The following is a 17,096-nucleotide window of genomic DNA, read 5'->3' on the forward strand; positions in this document are numbered from 1 at the left end:
GTCGTGCTGCGACTTGCGTCCCGAATGCGATGAATAGTTTTTGATCCGTCGACCGCGCTCGTGGCTTGGGCGCGTATTCGTCAGATTTTCTATTTGGGTATACCGGCTTTTGCGGTGCGGCAACGGCGCGTGCATCCGAGCACTTCAGACGGAAGGGTCCGAAATTGTTGTCGGTGCGGCGCCGATCGCTTGATCCAGGCGGCGGTGTAGACATGCGAGCGATCCGCCGTCGAGCGCCCCTCGATCCTCAGCTAGAGGAAGGCGAGAATCGGCTGGGCGTGTCCGTCGCGGCGCGAAACGATCCGCACCGGGCGAGAGCAGGTCGAAGTCGCGGAAATCCAGCAACCGCCCGGCTAGCGCATGCTGGCGCTTGTAGAGCGCCTCCTTGGCCGAGAAGGCCGGTCCAATAAGGAGGGTTGATAGGGAAGTTGAGGCGGGGCGATCGCAAATAGGATCGAATGACGAAAAGTCATTGGACCACTCTTGGCGCCCGCAACATCCTGGCTGGCCTGGGGCGCGCGACGATCGCGGCGGCCCGGCGCGTTCGCGGGGAAGAACGGCATGTCGAAACAGGCTGAACTGGCCTTCCGCCGACGTCTCGACGGGTTGGTCTACCGGTTCTCGCCGGCGGCGGAACGGTCCGGGCGGCCGAGCTGGCGGCGCAGCGACGGGGCCCTGTATCTGGCCTGGACGTCCGAGCACGGATGGGCCGTGCTCGACACGGCCGGGACGGTGCTGAGCCTGCCCTGGGTCCTGCCCAAGGAGCGCCAGGGCGATCATCCGCCCAGGATCGCGTGGGTCAGCAGCAAGGGCGACAAGGCCTATGTCTACGACCTTGCCGGCGTGTCGCCGGACTGAACGGCATGGGGCGCTCGGCGATAGTTCTCGGCGGCGCCGGTCAGATCGGTCCGGCTATCCCTACGAGCAGTTCGACTATGCCGCGGAGGACGCAGAGCCGGCTTTCGGCGCAGGCGTTCAGGCCTTCGGCTGAACCGATCGTCGTCGGGCGGGCGCGGAGGGCGTGGCGGCTTTCACGCCGCCTGCTCGATCGGATCCGCGGTGGTCGTCGCGGCGGCCGGGCGGGTGGCTCGACCGCTCAGTTGATCGCCGGCCTCGGGGGGAAGGCGCAGGAACAGCGGCAGCGACAGCAGCGACAGGCCGCCCATGATGAAGAAGGCGACCGAGAAGTCGTGCACCGTCAGCGACGCGCCCTGGCGCAGCGCCAGCAGGCTCTGCAGGGTGGTCGCCGCCAGGGCCACGCCGAGGCTCTGGGCCAGCTCCTGGGTCATGCTGGCCAGGGCGCTGGCGCCGCCCAGCGCCCGGTCGGGCACGTCGGCGAAGCTCAGCGCCGACAGGGCGGTGAACTGCAGCGAGCGGAGGAAGCCGCCGATCAGCAGCAGGACGAAGATCAGGGCGTGCGGGGTCGAGGTCTGGAAAAGGCCGATGCCCGCCAGCAGCAGGCTGGTCAGGGCCCCGTTGACGATCAGCACCCGCCGAAAGCCGTAGCGCCGCAGCAGCGTCGTCGCCGACGCCTTCATCAGCAGCGCGCCCATGGCCCCGGCGAAGCTGATCACGCCGGAGCGTAGCGGGGACATCCCGAAGCCGACCTGCAACAGCAGCGCCACCAGAACCGGCGAGGCGCCCATGGCCACGCGCCATAGGCCGCCGCCGAACGTGGCCAGCTTCACCGGCGCGATCCGCAGCAGGGCCAGATCCAGGATCGGCGCGGGCGTCGATCGGGCGTGTCGGACGTAGGCCGCGAGCGACAGCGCGCCCAGGGCCGCCAGGCCGGCGATCGCGCCCGGCGGCCAGCCGGGCCGGCCCACCTCGCCGAGCGCGGTGACCAGGGCCGCCACGCCGCTCCCGATCAGGACGAAGCCCCAGAGGTCGAGCCGGCCGCCGGCTTCGCCGCGCAGGTTCGGTATGATCAGCAGCGCGGCGGTCAGACCCAGCAGGCCCACGGGCGCGCTCAGCAGGAAGATCCACCGCCACGAAGCGGCCTCGACGATGACGCCGCCGATCAAGGGACCAAGGATCGGGCCCAGCACCGCGGGAACGGTCAGGATCGACATCGCCCGGACGATCTGGTCGCGCGGCGTGGCGCGCAGGATCACCACCCGTCCCACCGGGGTCATCAGGGCGCCGGCCATGCCTTGCAGCACACGCGCGGCCAGCAGCTGCGTAAGATTGGTGGACAGGCCGCACAGGGCCGAGGACAGGGCGAAAAGCCCCATCGCCGCGCAGAACACGTTACGGGCGCCGAAGCGGTTGGCCGTCCAGTCGCTGAGCGGAATGCAGACGGCCACGCTGAGCATGTAGGCGCTGATCGCCAGGTTCAGCCGGATTGGGCTTTCGCCCAGGGCCTGGGCCATGGTCGGTAGGGCGGTGGTGATGGCCGTCCCCTCCAGCCCCTGCATGAGCAGGCCGCAGCCGACGACCAGCGGGATCAGGACGGAAGACGCGCCGGAGCGTTCGAAGGGGCGAGGCAAGAGCGATCGATCTTTGGGTGGCGCATCGGCTCTGGCGACGCGGGACATCGCAGGAGGCGCGGGAGGATTTGCGCGCGGAGCCTAGGAAGGGCGGGCCGGCAAAACACGCGATTTTCGTCAATAGGTCGGATGAGCCGCCGCAATGAGGGGCGCACGCGTCATGCGGTCATGTCGACGGCCCCGGTGCGGCGGCGGCTAGAAAGGACCTGTCCGCCAGGCCGGCTGCATCGACGGCGCGGGGAAGCAGTCCAGCTGCGAAGAAGGTGTCGCCGACGCGTTGAAGCTCGGCGATTTCCTTGGGAGTGACCGGCCCCAGCACGGGCGTTTCGCGCTCCACCAGCAGTCTGGCGACGGCCGGCGGCGCGCCCGTGACCTTGGAATAGACCCCGGCATAGGCTTCCTTGTTGGCGTTGGCCCAGCCGTAGGCGGCTTCGAATTGCCTTATGACGTCGGCGATGGCGCTGCGCTTGAAGTCCAAGGCCAGGGCCTTGGTCGAGGCGGTGACGAAGCTTAGGCCGGTGTTGATCCCGGTCCCGTCGCGCAGGACCCGCGCGCCGCGATGCTCGGCCAGGGCCTGGTAGAGGCCGAAGGTAGCCCAGACCTGGATGCGGCCGGCCTCGAAGGCGGCCTGGGCCTCGCCCGGCAGCATGAAGCCGACCTTGACGTCGTCGATCGACAGACCCGCCTCGCGCAGCGCGCCCAGCAGCAGGTAGTGGGCGATGCTGCCCCGCGCCGACGAGACGATCACTTCGGCGCCGCGCAGGTCGGGCAGCCTGCGGATGGGCGAGTCCGGCGGAACCAGCAGGGCGACGCTGCGGCCCGACGAGCGGACGGCCGCCACCAGCTTGATCGGCACGCCGGCGGCCGCGGCGGCCAGCACCGGGGTGTCGCCGGCCGGCGCGGTGTCGACCGCCCCGGCCATCACCGCCTCGAACAGCGGCGCGGCGCCGACGAAATTGGCCCAGCGGAAGGCATAGGGCCGGTCCCGCAGCAAGCCGGCCGCCTCGACCCTGGCGCGGGTCAGGTTGGCCTGGTCGCCGAGCACCAGCACCTCGTCGGGCGTATGTCCGCCGCAGGCCGAGACCGCGGCGCCGGCCAGGCCGGACGCCAGCAGGCTCCGGCGCGAGAGGAGGGAAGGGCGCGTCGTCATCAGAAGTCGTACGCGATCTTGCCGTAGTAGAAGCCGCCGCTCGGTGCGAACGGCGAGGGGCCGTAGACCGAGCTGGCCACCCCGGTCTTGGCGTCGCCGGGGCCGTTGGAGTCGGGCCGCACGTCGAACAGGTTCACCGCCCCGACCGACACCCGCAGCTGCTCGGTGACCGCGAACCCGACGTCGAGGTCGGTGATCCACTTGGCGCCGTACTTCACGTCCTGCGAGGCGGTCTGCGAGCGCTGCCAGGTGACGCCGCCATAGCGCGCCGTCTGCAGGTTCACGCCCAGCTTGCCCAGGGTCCAGCGGCTGCTCAGCACCCACTTGGTCTCAGGGTTGCCGACCGTCAGCTCGCCCTGCCGGTCGCGGCCGAAATAGTAGAAGCCGCTGTCCAGCGTCCCGACCGCCGAAGGCGTGTCGGCGATGCGGTCGAGCTTGGTCTTGTTGTAGTTGAAGGCCGCGCTGAGGTTCAGCCCGCCCCAGCGGCCAAGGTCGCGCTTGGTCTCGGCGACGATGTCGACCCCCGTCGTCGTGGTGTCGACGGCGTTGGTGAAGTAGGCGACGTATTCGGTGCCCGAGAAGCCGTTGGCGACCAGCGCCGCGCGCACCGTCGGGCCGTAGAGCAGGCTGGTGCGGATGATCCGGTCCTCGACCACCACCCGGTAGCCGTCGATCGTGACGCTGACGTCGTCCAGCGGCCGCCAGACCGCGCCGAGGCCGAGGTTCCACGACTTCTCGGGCTTGAGGTCGCTCGCGCCCAGGGCCTTGGCCAGGGTCGAGCCGTTGCGGGCCAGGTAGGAAAGGCTCGGGACCAGCACGTTGTTGATCAGCGCCGTGCGGTTGTCGGTCTGAGCGTAGCCGAGCTGGCTGAGCGAGGGCGCCCGGAAGCCGGTTCCGACCGTGCCGCGGATGGCGAACGTCGGCGTCACGTCCCAGCGCGAGTTCAGCTTGCCGCCGACCGTGTCGCCGGAGCTGTCGTCGTTGTGCTCGGCCCGGACGGCCGCCCCGACGTACCAGGTCTCGGCCGGATAGATCCCCAGGTCGAGATAGCCGGCGATGACGTTGCGGGTCAGGCGGGCCTCGTCCTGCGGGCGCAGGGTGATCGCCGCCTGGGCCCCGATCGCCGCCAGCTTGCCGACATTGGGATCGCCCTCCTGGTCGCCGGCCTGGATCACGTAGCCGCCGTTGGCGTAGCCCAGCGGATCGCCGGCGAAGGTCGAGAACCTGTCGGTGCGATATTCCGCGCCCCACGACACCTGCACCGGCTTGGCCAGGCCGAAGTCGAAACCGCGGGTGACGTCGAGGTTCTGGGTCCACTGCTCGAACTGGTAGGTCGCCAGGTTGTCGAAACGGGTCGGCGAGGCGCGGCCCAGTGACGGGTTGATGGTGAAGTCGCTGTACTGGCGCACGCGGTTCTTGCCGTAGGAGCTGCTGGCGTCCCAGCGCCAGCCGGCGGTCACGCCGCGCCCGCCCGCCACGACCTGGAAGTCGTACTCGGCGGTGTTGTTGAGCGGGTAATAGCCGTCGGGTGAGAACCAGGTGAAGCTGGCCGTCTCGTTGGGACGGCGGAAGTTGTTGCCGATGACGGTGTCGCGCTCGCCATAGGTGGCGAAGGAGTAGAGGACGGCCTCCTCGCCCAGTTCGTATTCGGCGTTGTAGGCCAGGTTGAAGGCCTTGATCTCCGGGTCGCCATTGTGGGCGCCGTCACCGCTCCAGGTCGCGTTCTTGGCGTTGGTCGCCGGGGCGTAGATCGTCCTGTTGCTGGCCGCGAAGTTCCACCAGGCCAGGCCCCGCTTGCGGGCGTCGGCGCTGAAGTGGACGAAGCCCTTGTCGCCCAGGGCCAGGCCGAAGTCGGCCTCGGCCTTGTAGGTCTCCAGATCGCCATAGCCGTCATAGAGGCTGCCGGCGGTGATCCCGACATGGCCGCCCTTGGCGCCGCGCTTGAGCTGCACGTTGATGACGCCGGCTACGGCGTCGGAGCCGTACTGGGCCGCGGCGCTGTCCTTGAGCACCTCGATGCTGCGCACCGCGCTGAGCGGCACGAGGTCGAGATCGACCGGATTGACGCCGCTGTTGTCGCCCGAGCCGTTGGTGATCTGGGCGCCGTTGTGGCGGCGCTTTCCGTTGACCAGCACCAGGGTGTAGGCCGGGCCGAGGCCCCGGTTGGTCACCGGCCGGACGATCGAGCTGATGCCCGCCGAGTTGCTGGCGAAATTGAACGACGGCAGCAGCTTGCCCAGGGCCTCACCGAACTCCGAGCGGCCCGTCAGCTGCAGCTTCTCGCTGGAGATCACGTCGATCGGGGCGGGGCTTTCGGCCACGGTGCGCGGGGCTCCGCGCGAACCGGTGACGATCAGTCCGTCGACCTCGACGCTGCTGTCGGCGGCCGGCGCCGAGGCTGGTTCCGCCGCCTGGGCGGCCGTATGCAGCAGGGCGCAGGCCGCTACGCCGAAATAGAAGCGCGACAATGGCGCTCTCGCGGCGCACGCACCGTCTTTCGCTGTCGGTGAAATGAACATCGATCGCCCCCGTCGATTGTTGTGGCGGCGACATGTAGATTTCAATTTTGAACGCTTAGGCAGCGATTATATTCAATGAGCGCTATGAGTGATTATTGAATATTTAGAAAAATTGCGGGTCGATTGCAGGTGTTCTGGATGCGGCCCGGCGGCGTCGCCAGGCCGCGCCTGCTCAATAACCCACGGCGGGATCCACGCGGTCGAGCAGGTTCTCGCCACGGGAGAAGCGGCCCAGGTTCTCGCCGACCTTCTGCAGGAAGACGTGGCGCACCAGCGTGTGGTTGGACGCCACGTGCGGGGTGAGGCGCACGCGCGGGTGGGTCCACAGGGCGTGCCCGGCGGGAAGGGGTTCGGGCTCGGTGACGTCCAGGGTGGCGAACCCCAGGCCCCCGGCGTCGAGCGCCTCGACCAGGGCCTGGTGGTCGAGCACCGAGCCGCGTCCGACATTGATCAGGTGCGCGCCGGGCCTGGCCTTGGCCAGGATCGCCGCGTCGATCAGGTCGCGGGTCTGGTCGGTGCCGGGCAGGGCCAGGACCAGATGATCGGCGCTGGCGACCACCTCTTCCAGGGTGTCGAGCAGGCGCACGCCCGAGACGGCGGCGGGCAGGTGGCGCCGGCGGCGGGTGGCCGTCACCTGCGCGCCCAGCGCCAGGGCGCGGCGGGCGACCGCCTGGCCGATGGCGCCGAAGCCGACCAGGCCGATCGTGGTTCCGGCCACGCGGCCGAGGGGAACATTGACCCACTGCTGGGGCGATCTGGCGCGGACCGCCTCCAGATCCTTGGACCGCAGGTAGATCGCCGCCACCACGTAGTCGGCGATCTCCTCGGAGGCCACGCCGCGACCGCAGGTGACCAGCGGGGCGTCGAGCAGCCAGGGCGGATAGAAATCGACGCCGGCCGAGGCGCTGTACACCCACTTGAGGCGGCCCGGCCAGCCGGGCGGCCGGCCCTGGTCCTTGGCGCCGCGCCAGGCGGGGCTCGGGCGGGTGATCAGCACATCGGCGTCGGCGGCCGCGCTCCAGGGCTCGGCCTCGGGCGCGGCGATCAGGGTCGGGGCCAGGGGATGGCGCTGGAGCGCGGCGTTGAAGCCGTCTTCCATCTGGCTGGCGATGACCAGGCTCATGCGAAGGCTCCGAGGCCCGCGCGCCCCGCCGCGACCAGGACGGTGTCGTTCTGCGGGGAATGGATGCGGCTGCACAGCACGTCGCGATAGTGCCGTTCCAGAGGGTTCCTGCGGCTGATCCCCGGATTGCCGGTCAGTTCCAGGCCGATCTCCACGGCGCGGATGGCGTTGCCGGCGACCACGTACTTGACGAGGTTGGTCTGGACTGCGCCGAGCCCGTGTCCGCTATCGGCCCTGGCGGCGGCGTCGCCGATCAGGGTGGCGTTGACCTGCAGCAGGGCCTCGATCTCGCCGAACTTCTCCTGGGTTCGGGGCAGGGAGGCGAGCGAGGCGCCTAGATTGGTCGGAACGCGGTCGACCAGCCAGCCGGCCAGCCAGTCGCGCGCGGCCCGGGCGACGCCGTCGTAGATGGTCGAGATCGCCAGCGCGTTCCAGGTTCCCGGCCCGTTGTCGCCGGGCCTGGGCGCCCAGTCGGCCGGAAGCCGCAGGTCGACGGCGTGGTCGGCGGGGACGGGGGTGTCGTCGAACGTCACCTCGTGGCTGACCGTGGCCCGCATGCCCAGATGGTCCCAGGCCGGCAGGATCGTCACCCCGGGGCTCGCGGCGGCGACCAGGAAGTTGCCGACCCGGGGCGTCTCCTCGTCGGTCTTGGCCCAGACCGAGAACCAGTCCAGCCCCGTCGAGCCGGTGGAATAGATCTTGGTCCCGCTCAGCGACCAGCCTTGGGCGGTGCGCCGCGCGACCGTCTTGGGCAGGCCGCCTCGCACCGGCGTGCCGAGTTCCGGCTCGACCCGCAGGCCGCCGATCAGGCCGCGGCCGGCCACGGCCTGGCGCGCCAACGGGCCGTAGATGTGCGCGGGCCACGACTGGCCCCGGTCGGGTTGGGCGTGGTGGGCGTAGGTCATGAAGAGGATCAGGGCCGTCGACGGCTCGCCCTTGGCCACCGCGCCCAGCACCCGCAGCGCCTCGACGAGACCGGCCCCTCCGCCGCCGAACTCCGGCGAAACCGTCAGGCCGATCAGCCCTTCCTGGGCGAGGATGTCGAAATTGGCGCGAGGAAACTCGGCGCTGCGGTCGTAGGCCTCGGCGGTCTGCGCCAGGCGATGGGTGAGGGCGTCCAGGCGATCCTGGTCTATCGGCGGGGCGGCCCGAAGGGCGGGCGCGAGCGCGGCGGGCATGGCGGTCAGGCCTTTCGTTCGAGGATGGGGTTGAAGCGGTCGTCCCACAGGGGGCGCACGTCCACGGCCTTGGGGATCAGGCCCGCGCGCGCGAAGACGTCGGCGACTTCCTGCTGCGAGGCGATGGCGGCGGCGTTCACCGGGGCGAGTTCGTAGCTGGCGCTCTTGCGGGCGAACTGGTCGCGGACATAGGCCAGCGGCACGCCGATCTCGTGGGCGATGGCCGCGGTCCATTGGTCCTGATGGGCGGCGGCCCAGGCATAGCCCTGGCGCACGACCTGCAGATAGCGGCCGATCAGCTCGGCCTTCTTCGGGTCGGCCAGGGCGTCGACATGGGCCGAGATGATGTAGTTGCCCGACAGGAAGCCGAGAGCCGTCTTCAGGACCCGGGCCCCTTGCGTCGCCAGGGCGCGCTGGATCGGAAAGCCGTAGATCGCCCAGGCGTCCAGCGCGCCGCTGGAGAAGGCCGTGGCGGCGTCCGAGACGCTCATCGCCACCGGCGTGATGTCGCTCCACCCCAGACCCGCCGAGGCCAGCATCTTGATCAGGAAATACTGCGAGGTGGTGGCGCGCACATAGCCGACGCGCTTGCCCTTCAGCTCGGCCAGGGTCTGGATAGTCGAGCCCCGAGGCACCAGCACGACCTGGTTGTTGACGTCGCCGCGCAGCACCGCGATCTGGCGGAAGCTCTGGGTCGTCGAGGCCGCCGCGAAGACCGGCGGGATCTCGCTCATGCTGCCATAGTCGAGGGATCCGGCGTTGAGCACCTCCACCACGAGGTGACCGGATTCGAAGCGCGCGAAGCGAACCTCGAAGCCGGGCGTCGTGAGGCCCGCCAGGCGCTGGAGCAATTGCTGGTCGCCCTCGCCCTTGCCGGTGATCGACACCCGCAGCACCGGCGGGGCGGCCTGCTGGCGCGGGCCGCAACCGCCCAGCAGCAGGCCGCCGCCGAGGGCCAGGCCCGCGCCGAGCAGCAGGCGGCGGCTGATGCCGCCGGCCCAGGTCTGGCGTTCGAGGTCGTTCACCTGACCGCTTCCAGCGCCGGCGCCATAACGATGCGGTTGGGCTGGACCAGCCCGCCCAGAGCCAGCGACTCGAACAGCGACATCTGCGGGGCCTATTCGGCGGCGATCTTGCCGGCGGCCCCGGCCCAGCGGTGCTCGGGAACGGGCAGGCCCAGGTGGCCGCGCAGGGTGTCGTGCTCGTACTCGGTGCGGAACAGGCCCTTGGCCTGCAGCAGCGGCACGACCTGCTCGCGGAACCGGGCGAAGTCGTCCGGACCGGTCACGTGCAGGATGAAGCCGTCGACCGCGCGCCCGACGAACCAGCGCTCGATCTCGTCGGCGACGGTCTGGGGCGAGCCGACGAAATTGGCTTTCCAGCGACCGAAGCGTTCGGCCGCCTGGCGCACCGTCAGGTTCTCGGCCTGGGAAATGCGGACGATGCGCTCGGCATGACCCTTGTAGCTGTTGAGGCTGAGCTGGCTGACGTCCGGGAACGGGCCGTCCAGCGGGTACTGCTTGAAATCGTGATAGCCGAAGGCCCTGCCGAGCTCGACGAGCAGCTTGTCGATCTCGCGGCTGCCGGCCCGGGCTTCGGCGATGGCCTGGGCTTCCTCGTCGGTGTCGGCGATGATCGGCGAGATCCCCGGCAGGACGCTGAGGTGGTCCGGATCGCGGCCTTGGGCCGCCGCGCGGGCCTTGAGGTCGGCATAGTACTCCACCGCGTCCTCGAAGGTGTCGACGCCGGCGAACACGCCCTCGGCGATGCGCGCGCCGAGATCCCGGCCCGCGCCGCTGACCCCGGCCTGGAAGATCACCGGCTGGCCCTGCTGCGAGCGGCTCAAGGCCAGCGGACCGGCCACCGAGAAGTGCTTGCCCTTGTGGTTCAGCGCGTGCTGCTTGGTCTTGTCGAGGAAGACCCCGGCGGCCTTGTCGCGCGGGAAAGCATCGTCCTCGTAGCTGTCCCACAGGCCCTGGACCACGTCGACGAACTCGCCGGCCCGCTCGTAGCGCACGGCGTGGTCGAAGTGCTCGTCGCGGCCATAGTTCCTCGCGGCGCCCTCCAGGCCCGTGGTCACCACGTTCCAGCCGGCGCGGCCCTTGCTGATGTGGTCCAGCGAACCGAACTGGCGGGCCACATTGTAGGGCTCCCAGTACGAGGTGGTCAGGGTGCCGACCAGGCCGATCTTCGAGGTCGAGACCGCCAGGGCCGACAGCAGGGTCAGCGGCTCCAGGCGGTTGAGGAAGTGCGGCGCGGTGTCAGGGGTGATGAACGGGCTGTCGACGATGAACACCAGGTCGAACTTGGCCGCCTCGGCCAGGCGGGCGTTCTCGATGTACCAGTTGATGTCGATGCTGGCGTCGCCGGCCAGGGCTGGATCGCGCCAACGGGTGTGATCGGTGCCCACGCCGGCCAGGATGGCGCCGAGCTTGAGTTGACGGGCAGGTTGCTGCGTCATGTCGAGATCCTCGAATTTGAAGGTTCGAGGCTATGACGGGCGCGGGCGGGCGAATAACGAGCAGTACTGAACAGTTCGATTGTGGCTGATCAATTCATCTCGGAAAATTCAATGAAATCAGATGGTGTTGAGATTTCTCGCGCCTGTTGGAGAAAATCTGCCCCCGCGCCGATCCTCCTCAGGCCGGGGCGAAGCGCGGCAATGAATAGACCTCGACCTTCGGCGGCGCGCCCTCGTGCCGGCGGGCCTCGACCAGGCAGGTCTGGGCCGCGCAGCCCTGGGCGAAGGCCGAGGAGCCGCGGTCCAGGGTCAGGACGTTGGGGTTGCCGTTGCGCTCCAGGTCCGCGCCCGGATCGAACCAGGCGCCCGTCGCCAGCCTGGCCACGCCGGGCATGATGTCGTCGGTGACGATGGCGCCGGCCAGGCAGCGGCCGCGATCGTTGAAGAGCTCCACGAGGTCGCCGTCGGCGATGCCCCGCGCGGCGGCGTCGCCGGGATTGAGATAGACCGGCTCGCGTCCGGCCACCTTGCCGGCCCGGCTGTAGGGGCTGTGGTCCAGCTGGCCGTGCAGCCGGCGCTTGGGCTGGTCCGACAGCAGGTGCAGCGGATGGCGGGCGGCGTCGGGATGGCCCAGCCACTCGAACGGCTCGAACCAGGCCGGATGGCCCGGGCAGTCGTCGAGGCCGTAGCCGGCGATGCGTTCGGAGAAGATCTCGATCTTGCCCGAAGGCGTGCCCAGGCGATGGGTTTCGGGATCGGCGCGGAAGGCCTCGTGCATGATCAGCGGCCGATCGTGCGGCGCCAGATCGATCAACCCCTGGGCCCAGAAGGCGTCGAAGGCGGGCAGGTCGAAACCGGCCTTGGCCACGCGCGCGGCGTTCTCGTCATAGAGCCGCCGCAGCCAGGCCTCGGCGTCGAGCCCTTCGGTGTAGGCCTCGCCAACCCCGAGACGGCCGGCCAGGTCGGCGAAGATGGCGTAGTCGTCGCGGGCCTGGCCCAGCGGCTCGACCGCCTTCTTCATGGCGATGAAATAGCCCTCGCGACCGGCGAAGCCGATGTCGTTGCGCTCCAGCGAGGTGGTGGCGGGCAGCACGACGTCGGCGAAGCGCGCGGCCGGCGTCCAGTACTGCTCGTGGACGATGATGCTGCGCGGCTTGCGCCAGGCCAGGCTCAGGCGGTTGAGGTCCTGGTGATGGTGGAACGGGTTGCCGCCGGCCCAGTACAGCAGCTGGATGTCGGGATAGGCGTGGGTGACGCCGTTGTAGGTGAAGGGGGCGCCGGGGTGCAGCAGCATGTCGGCGATGCGCGCCACGGGGATGAAGGCTGGCACCGCGTTCTGGCCCTGCGACAGCACCGGACCCGACAGCCGCGCATGGGCGCTGCCTTGCGTGTTCATCGCGCCGTAGCCCAGGCCGTAGCCGCCGCCGGGCAGGCCCACCTGGCCCAGCATGCAGGCCAGCGTCACCAGCGCCCAGAACGGCTGCTCGCCATGGGCGGCGCGTTGCAGGGCCCAGGCGACGTTGATCATGGTGCGGGCCGACAGCATCTCGTCGGCCAGGGCGACGATGCGGGCGGCCGGCACGCCGGTGATCGCCTCGGCCCAGGCCGGAGTCTTGGCGACGCCGTCCTGCTGGCCGGTCAGGTAGGGCTCGAAGCGGTCGTAGCCGACCGTGCAGCGGTCGATGAAGCCGCGGTCGAAGCGCGGGTCCTGGCGGATCACGAAGGCGAGGGCCAGCATCAGGGCGGTGTCGGTGTTGGGGCGGATCGGGATCCACTCGACAGGACCGCCGGTCTCCAGGTTGTCGCGCACCGGGCTGATGTTGACGAAGCGCGTCCCGGCCTTGGCCATCGCCGCCAGGCCGTCGCGCGTGCGGTGGCGGCCCGAGCCGCCGGACGAGACCTGGGTGTTCTTCAGCGGCACGCCGCCGAAGGTGACGAACAGCTGCGTATGCTCGGCCAGCACGTCCCACGAGGTGTGGGACAGGTTCGACTCGTCCATCGAGGCGACGATATGCGGCATCAGCGCCCGGCCCGCGCCCAGGCTGTAGCTGTCGACGCTGCGCACATAGCCGCCCAGCAGGTTCAGGAACCGGTGCACCTGGCTCTGGGCGTGGTGAAACCGCCCGGCGCTGGACCAGCCGTAGGAGCCGCCGAAGATCGCTTCGTTACCGAAGCGCTCGCGCACGTCGCTGACCTCGGCCGCCACTAGACCCAGCGCGGTGTCCCAGTCGACCTCGACGAAGCGTTCGCGGCCGCGCAGCTCGGGCCGCGAGCCTGTCCCGCCCTCCAGCCAGCTCTCGCGCACCGCCGGCCTGGAGATGCGCAGGGCCTGGGTGGCGGGGTCCAGCTGGTCCAGGCCGATCAGCGACGGATCGCTGTCGCCGGTCAGCGGGAAGAGGCGAGGGGGCGCGCCATCGAGCCCGGCCTCGACCTCGTAGATCCCCCAGTGGGCGGCGGTGTAGGTGCGGGCCGGGCTCATGCGGAGGTCTAACGCTTGATCCGCAGGGTCGCGCCGAAGGTGCGCGGCTCGCCCAGCGTGCCCTGGACGATCCCGTAGGTGGCGTTGACCGACAGGGTGTTGAAGTACTCCTCGTCGAACAGGTTGCGCGCCCAGATCGAGACGTCCCAGCCCTTGTCCGACCGCACGCCGCCGTTCAGCCCGAACACCTGGTAGCCCGGCGCCAGGCTGAAGATGTCGTCGTTGACGGCCGCGAAGAAGTGCGAGCGGTGGCTGTAGTCGCCGCCGATATAGGCCTCGCCGCCGTCGCCGCCCGGCAGGGTGATCGGCTTGGCGTAGCGAAGCGTCGCCGCCACCGTCCAGCGCGGCGCGCCCGAGGCCTCCGCTCCCGACAGGTCCTTCACCCCCTGGTACGAGGTCAGGTACTGGGCCGAGGCGTTCTTGTAAGACTGGTAGCGGGCCTCGTTGTAGCTCGCCGACAGGGTGGCGGTCAGGCCGGTGAAGGGGGCGGCGCGGGCGTCCAGCTCCACGCCGCGCGAGCGCAGCGTGCCGGTGTTGGCGATGTAGGTGACCGCCGGGCTGACCGTCGTGTTGACGTAGTTGGCCTGGTAGTTCTCGTCGGTGGTCCAGAACAGGTTGGCGTTCAGCTCCAGGCGGCGGTCCAGCAGGCGCGTCTTCACGCCCAGCTCGTAGTCGTCGACCTTTTCGGGGGCGACGAAGATGTCGACGCCCGTGGTCTGGCGCACCAGGTTGATGCCGGCCGACTTGTAGCCGCGCGAATAGCTGGCGTAGGCGTGGGCGTCGTCGCTGAGGTCGTAGCTGGCGCTGAGCAGGCCCGAGACGTTGTCGCCGTTCCAGTCGGCCTCGTAGCGGCTGACCGGGGCGTAGGTGGCGCGGGCAGTGACCGCCAGGGCCTGCCAGGCCGCGGGCAGGTCGGCGATGGCGACGGCCGAGCCGCCGACCTTGGCGTCGTAGAGGCCGGTCTTTTCCTCGTAGGTGTAGCGCAGGCCGGCGGTCAGCCGCAGGTCGGGGCGCAGCTTCCAGGTCGCCTGGCCGTAGGCGGCGTAGCTGTGGGTGGCCGGCACCACGTGCGCCACCGAGGCCAGGCCGTTCAGCACCGCGTCCGGATAGGTGGGACCCAGCAGCCATTTCGCCGCGTCGCGGCCGTAGGCCGAGGTCGTCCAGTCGTCGGCCTCCTGCCAGAAGTAGTAGAGGCCGGCGGTGTATTGCAGGCGGCGCTCGTCCGGCGAGACCAGGCGAAGCTCCTGGCTGAACTGCGTCTGGACGGTGTCGACGATGCCCTGGGTCGAGACGTTGGCCCCGATCTGGTCGCCGTCGTAGTTGGGGATCCAGCGCCAGTCGCGATAGGCCGAGATCGAGCTCAGGGTGAAGCCGCCCACCTGCCAGTCGGCGCGCGACTGCACGCCCCAGCTGGGCATGCGGTCGAACTGGGAGTTGTCGAGGTCGACCTTGCGGGCGAAAGGATCGATGGCGATGGGCGTATAGCCGACCGAGGCGGCCTTCTCGTAGAAGCCGCGCACGACCGAACCGTTGGCCTTGGTGGTGGGCAGCACGGCCGTCACCACGTTGAAGCCCATATTGCCTTCCTGGATGCTGTAGTCGGCCGTCACCCGCAGCTTGAAGTCGTCGGTGGGCTTGTACAGCAGGTCCAGCCGGTAGGCGTTGTTGTCCAGGTTGTCCCAGCGCTTCTTGTATACGGTGTTGTAGTAGAGGCCCTCGCGTTCGTTGCGCAGGTAGCTGAAGCGGACGGCCAGGTTGTCGGTGATCGGGCCGCTGTAGCTGCCGTAGGCGCGCAGGTACTTGTAGTTGCCGACCGAGACCTCGCCGCGCCATTCGGGTGTGAACGACGGCTCGCGGGTGCGGATGTCGATGGCCCCGGCGACGGTGTTCTTGCCGAACAGAGTGCCCTGCGGGCCGCGCAGCAGCTGGATGCTCTCGACGTCCACAAGGTCGGTGATCGCCGTGCCGGTGCGCGGGCGGTAGACGCCGTCGATATAGAGGCCGACGCCCTGCTCGAGGCCGTCGTTGGTGCCGCCGGCGTTGGTGCCGATGCCGCGGATGGTGGTGGTCTGGTTGCGGCCGCTGAAGCCCTGGATGTTCAGGCTGGGCAGCTGGCTCATCAGCTGTTTGAGGTTGAAGGTGCCGCCCAGCGCTTCCAGTTGCTGGCCGCCCAGGGCGGTGATCGGGATCGGCACGGTCTGGACGTCTTCGCTGCGATAGCGCGCCGTGACGACCAGGGCGTCGACCTCGGCCGCGCCGGCGTTGTCGGGCGTCGCCGCGCCGCTGGCGGGCGCGTCGCTCGCGTCGGCGGCCAGCGCGTGGCCCGCAAAGCCGGCGCTGGAGAGCAGGGCCGACGCCGTCAGCAGCAAGGCTTTCAGCGTCGGCGCGCCGCCGGCGCGTCGAGCAGAAGTGGTCGTCATGAGATCCCCCGATCGAAGACCCGCCAAGTTCTCTCAAGGCGAGGCGATGCTTTGTGGTCGCCGGTGTTGGGAGCGGCGCGACGCTTCAATGGCAGTGGGGTGTTGATCCGTGCAAACGACTATTTGTTTGCTGCTCCATGAGCGCGAAGAATAGGATTTGCGCGGTAAATATGGCTCGCGAGCCGACGGGAATATTAATCTGGATTGAAATCAACCGAGGGTGTCGAAGCCTTTGGCGACGTCGATCCTCTTGGCGATCACGCCGGCCCGCAGATAGCGATCGGCCGTGCGCTGCTCGGTGGCGATCAGCGCCGCATCAATCTGCACGGGCAGGCGCTGGGTGCGTCCGATCATGGTCTTCAGGATCGCCGGATCCATGCCGGTGTCGCGGTACATCGCCTCGGCATAGGCGGTTCGGTTGGCCGCCGCCCAGGTCCAGCCCTCATAGAGCCGGTCGCGGTAGTCGCGCAGATAGTCGGGCTTTTCGGCGATGGCGCCGTCGCGGCCGAACATCAGGGTATAGCCGGGATCCTCGTCCTGCTTGCCCGTCAGGATCCGGGCGCCCTGGCTTTCGGCCAGGGCGATGTGCGGGTCCCAGATCGCCCAGGCGTCGACCGACCCGCCCTGGAAGGCGGCGCGGCCGTCGTTGGGCGACAGGAACGCGAACTTGACCGCGTCGTAGGGCAGGCCGTTGGCCTCCAGGATCCCCAGCACGTGGTTGTGGCTGATCGAGCCGCGCGGCGTGGCGATCGTCTTGCCCGCCAGGTCCTTGAAGTCCCGGACGGCGGAGCCGCCGCGAACCACGATGGCGGGGCCCATGCCCTGGCTGATCTGGGCCCCGATGGCCTTGATCCGGGCCTCGGATCCGATGGCGAAGATGAAGGCGGAGTCGCCGCCGATGCCGGTGTCGATCGCGCCGGCGTTCAGGGCCTCCAGCAGTGGAGCGGCGTTGGGAAACTGCGACCACTCGATGCGATAGGGCGCGCCTTCCAGCTTGCCCGCGCCGGCCAGCACCAGGCGCGAGCCGCCGCGCTGGTCGCCGACCAGAAGCTTGCCCGCGGGCTTCGCGGCCTTGGGCGCGCAGGCCGCCGCCAGGCCCGCGGCGGCGAGGCCCAGGAGCGCGCGGCGGGTCTGGAAGGAGGGAAGAGAAAACCCGGTCACGGCTGCGGTGTCCTTGCTGAAGCAGGCTCGTGGCATGGCCCCGCGGTCGGGCCAGGACAAACGAGTTTCCTTAAAGCGTGGCCTTACGGCCGGTGAAGTGGGCCCTGCGCCTCAGC

General features: G+C 69.6%; 11 protein-coding genes. 1 reads left to right on the forward strand and 10 read right to left on the reverse strand.

Features of this window, described 5'->3' with window-relative positions:
• Positions 1–561 precede the first annotated feature (561 nt).
• On the forward strand, positions 562–858 hold the full coding sequence (locus tag AC07N1_RS11240) for a hypothetical protein (protein WP_494671886.1): 297 nt from the start codon (positions 562–564) through the stop codon (positions 856–858).
• 173 nt (positions 859–1,031) lie between these two features.
• On the opposite strand, the gene AC07N1_RS11245 is transcribed toward AC07N1_RS11240, so the two are convergent.
• From AC07N1_RS11245 to AC07N1_RS11290, 10 genes are all read right to left on the reverse strand, one after another.
• Positions 1,032–2,489 carry an MFS transporter gene (locus tag AC07N1_RS11245; protein ID WP_494671887.1) on the reverse strand — a complete coding sequence of 486 codons (1,458 nt, stop codon included), beginning with the start codon at positions 2,487–2,489 and terminating at the stop codon, positions 1,032–1,034.
• A 166-nt stretch (positions 2,490–2,655) separates the two neighbouring features.
• Positions 2,656–3,639: an ABC transporter substrate-binding protein gene (locus AC07N1_RS11250; RefSeq protein ID WP_494671888.1), complete on the reverse strand. Its 984-nt coding sequence runs from the start codon at positions 3,637–3,639 to the stop codon at positions 2,656–2,658.
• Complete coding sequence (locus tag AC07N1_RS11255; RefSeq protein WP_494671889.1) at positions 3,639–6,107, reverse strand: TonB-dependent receptor plug domain-containing protein; 2,469 nt, start codon at positions 6,105–6,107, stop codon at positions 3,639–3,641. The genes AC07N1_RS11250 and AC07N1_RS11255 overlap by 1 nt, the downstream gene beginning before the upstream one ends.
• Positions 6,108–6,330: 223 nt before the next feature.
• The gene (locus AC07N1_RS11260) at positions 6,331–7,281 is read right to left on the reverse strand and encodes an NAD(P)-dependent oxidoreductase (protein ID WP_494671890.1); all 951 of its coding nucleotides are present in this window, start codon (positions 7,279–7,281) and stop codon (positions 6,331–6,333) included.
• Positions 7,278–8,459 carry an acyl-CoA dehydrogenase family protein gene (locus AC07N1_RS11265; protein WP_494671891.1) on the reverse strand — a complete coding sequence of 394 codons (1,182 nt, stop codon included), beginning with the start codon at positions 8,457–8,459 and terminating at the stop codon, positions 7,278–7,280. The genes AC07N1_RS11260 and AC07N1_RS11265 overlap by 4 nt, the downstream gene beginning before the upstream one ends.
• Positions 8,460–8,464: 5 nt before the next feature.
• A complete protein-coding gene (locus tag AC07N1_RS11270; protein WP_494671892.1) occupies positions 8,465–9,484 on the reverse strand; it encodes an ABC transporter substrate-binding protein in 1,020 nt (339 codons plus the stop codon).
• Positions 9,485–9,576: 92 nt separating this feature from the next.
• Complete coding sequence (locus tag AC07N1_RS11275; RefSeq protein ID WP_494671893.1) at positions 9,577–10,920, reverse strand: LLM class flavin-dependent oxidoreductase; 1,344 nt, start codon at positions 10,918–10,920, stop codon at positions 9,577–9,579.
• 178 nt (positions 10,921–11,098) lie between these two features.
• Positions 11,099–13,399 carry a molybdopterin-dependent oxidoreductase gene (locus tag AC07N1_RS11280; RefSeq protein ID WP_494671894.1) on the reverse strand — a complete coding sequence of 767 codons (2,301 nt, stop codon included), beginning with the start codon at positions 13,397–13,399 and terminating at the stop codon, positions 11,099–11,101.
• Positions 13,400–13,407: 8 nt separating this feature from the next.
• Positions 13,408–15,819 (reverse strand): TonB-dependent receptor, encoded by a 2,412-nt coding sequence (locus AC07N1_RS11285; RefSeq protein ID WP_494671895.1) that lies wholly within the window; start codon positions 15,817–15,819, stop codon positions 13,408–13,410.
• 210 nt (positions 15,820–16,029) lie between these two features.
• Positions 16,030–16,980, reverse strand: coding sequence for an ABC transporter substrate-binding protein (locus AC07N1_RS11290; RefSeq protein ID WP_494671896.1), 951 nt, complete (start codon positions 16,978–16,980; stop codon positions 16,030–16,032).
• Positions 16,981–17,096 lie beyond the last annotated feature (116 nt).

The sequence above is a fragment of the Caulobacter sp. GW821-FHT09B11 genome, from assembly GCF_059418205.1.

Bases quoted from the DNA above. Each gene is read 5' to 3' on its own strand.
- AC07N1_RS11240 (WP_494671886.1), top strand. From the start codon at position 562: ATGTCGAAACAGGCTGAACTGGCCTTCCGCCGACGTCTCGACGGGTTG.
- AC07N1_RS11250 (WP_494671888.1), bottom strand. From the start codon at position 3,639: ATGACGACGCGCCCTTCCCTCCTCTCGCGCCGGAGCCTGCTGGCGTCC.
- AC07N1_RS11260 (WP_494671890.1), bottom strand. From the start codon at position 7,281: ATGAGCCTGGTCATCGCCAGCCAGATGGAAGACGGCTTCAACGCCGCG.
- AC07N1_RS11265 (WP_494671891.1), bottom strand. From the start codon at position 8,459: ATGCCCGCCGCGCTCGCGCCCGCCCTTCGGGCCGCCCCGCCGATAGAC.
- AC07N1_RS11275 (WP_494671893.1), bottom strand. From the start codon at position 10,920: ATGACGCAGCAACCTGCCCGTCAACTCAAGCTCGGCGCCATCCTGGCC.
- AC07N1_RS11280 (WP_494671894.1), bottom strand. From the start codon at position 13,399: ATGAGCCCGGCCCGCACCTACACCGCCGCCCACTGGGGGATCTACGAG.
- AC07N1_RS11285 (WP_494671895.1), bottom strand. From the start codon at position 15,819: ATGACGACCACTTCTGCTCGACGCGCCGGCGGCGCGCCGACGCTGAAA.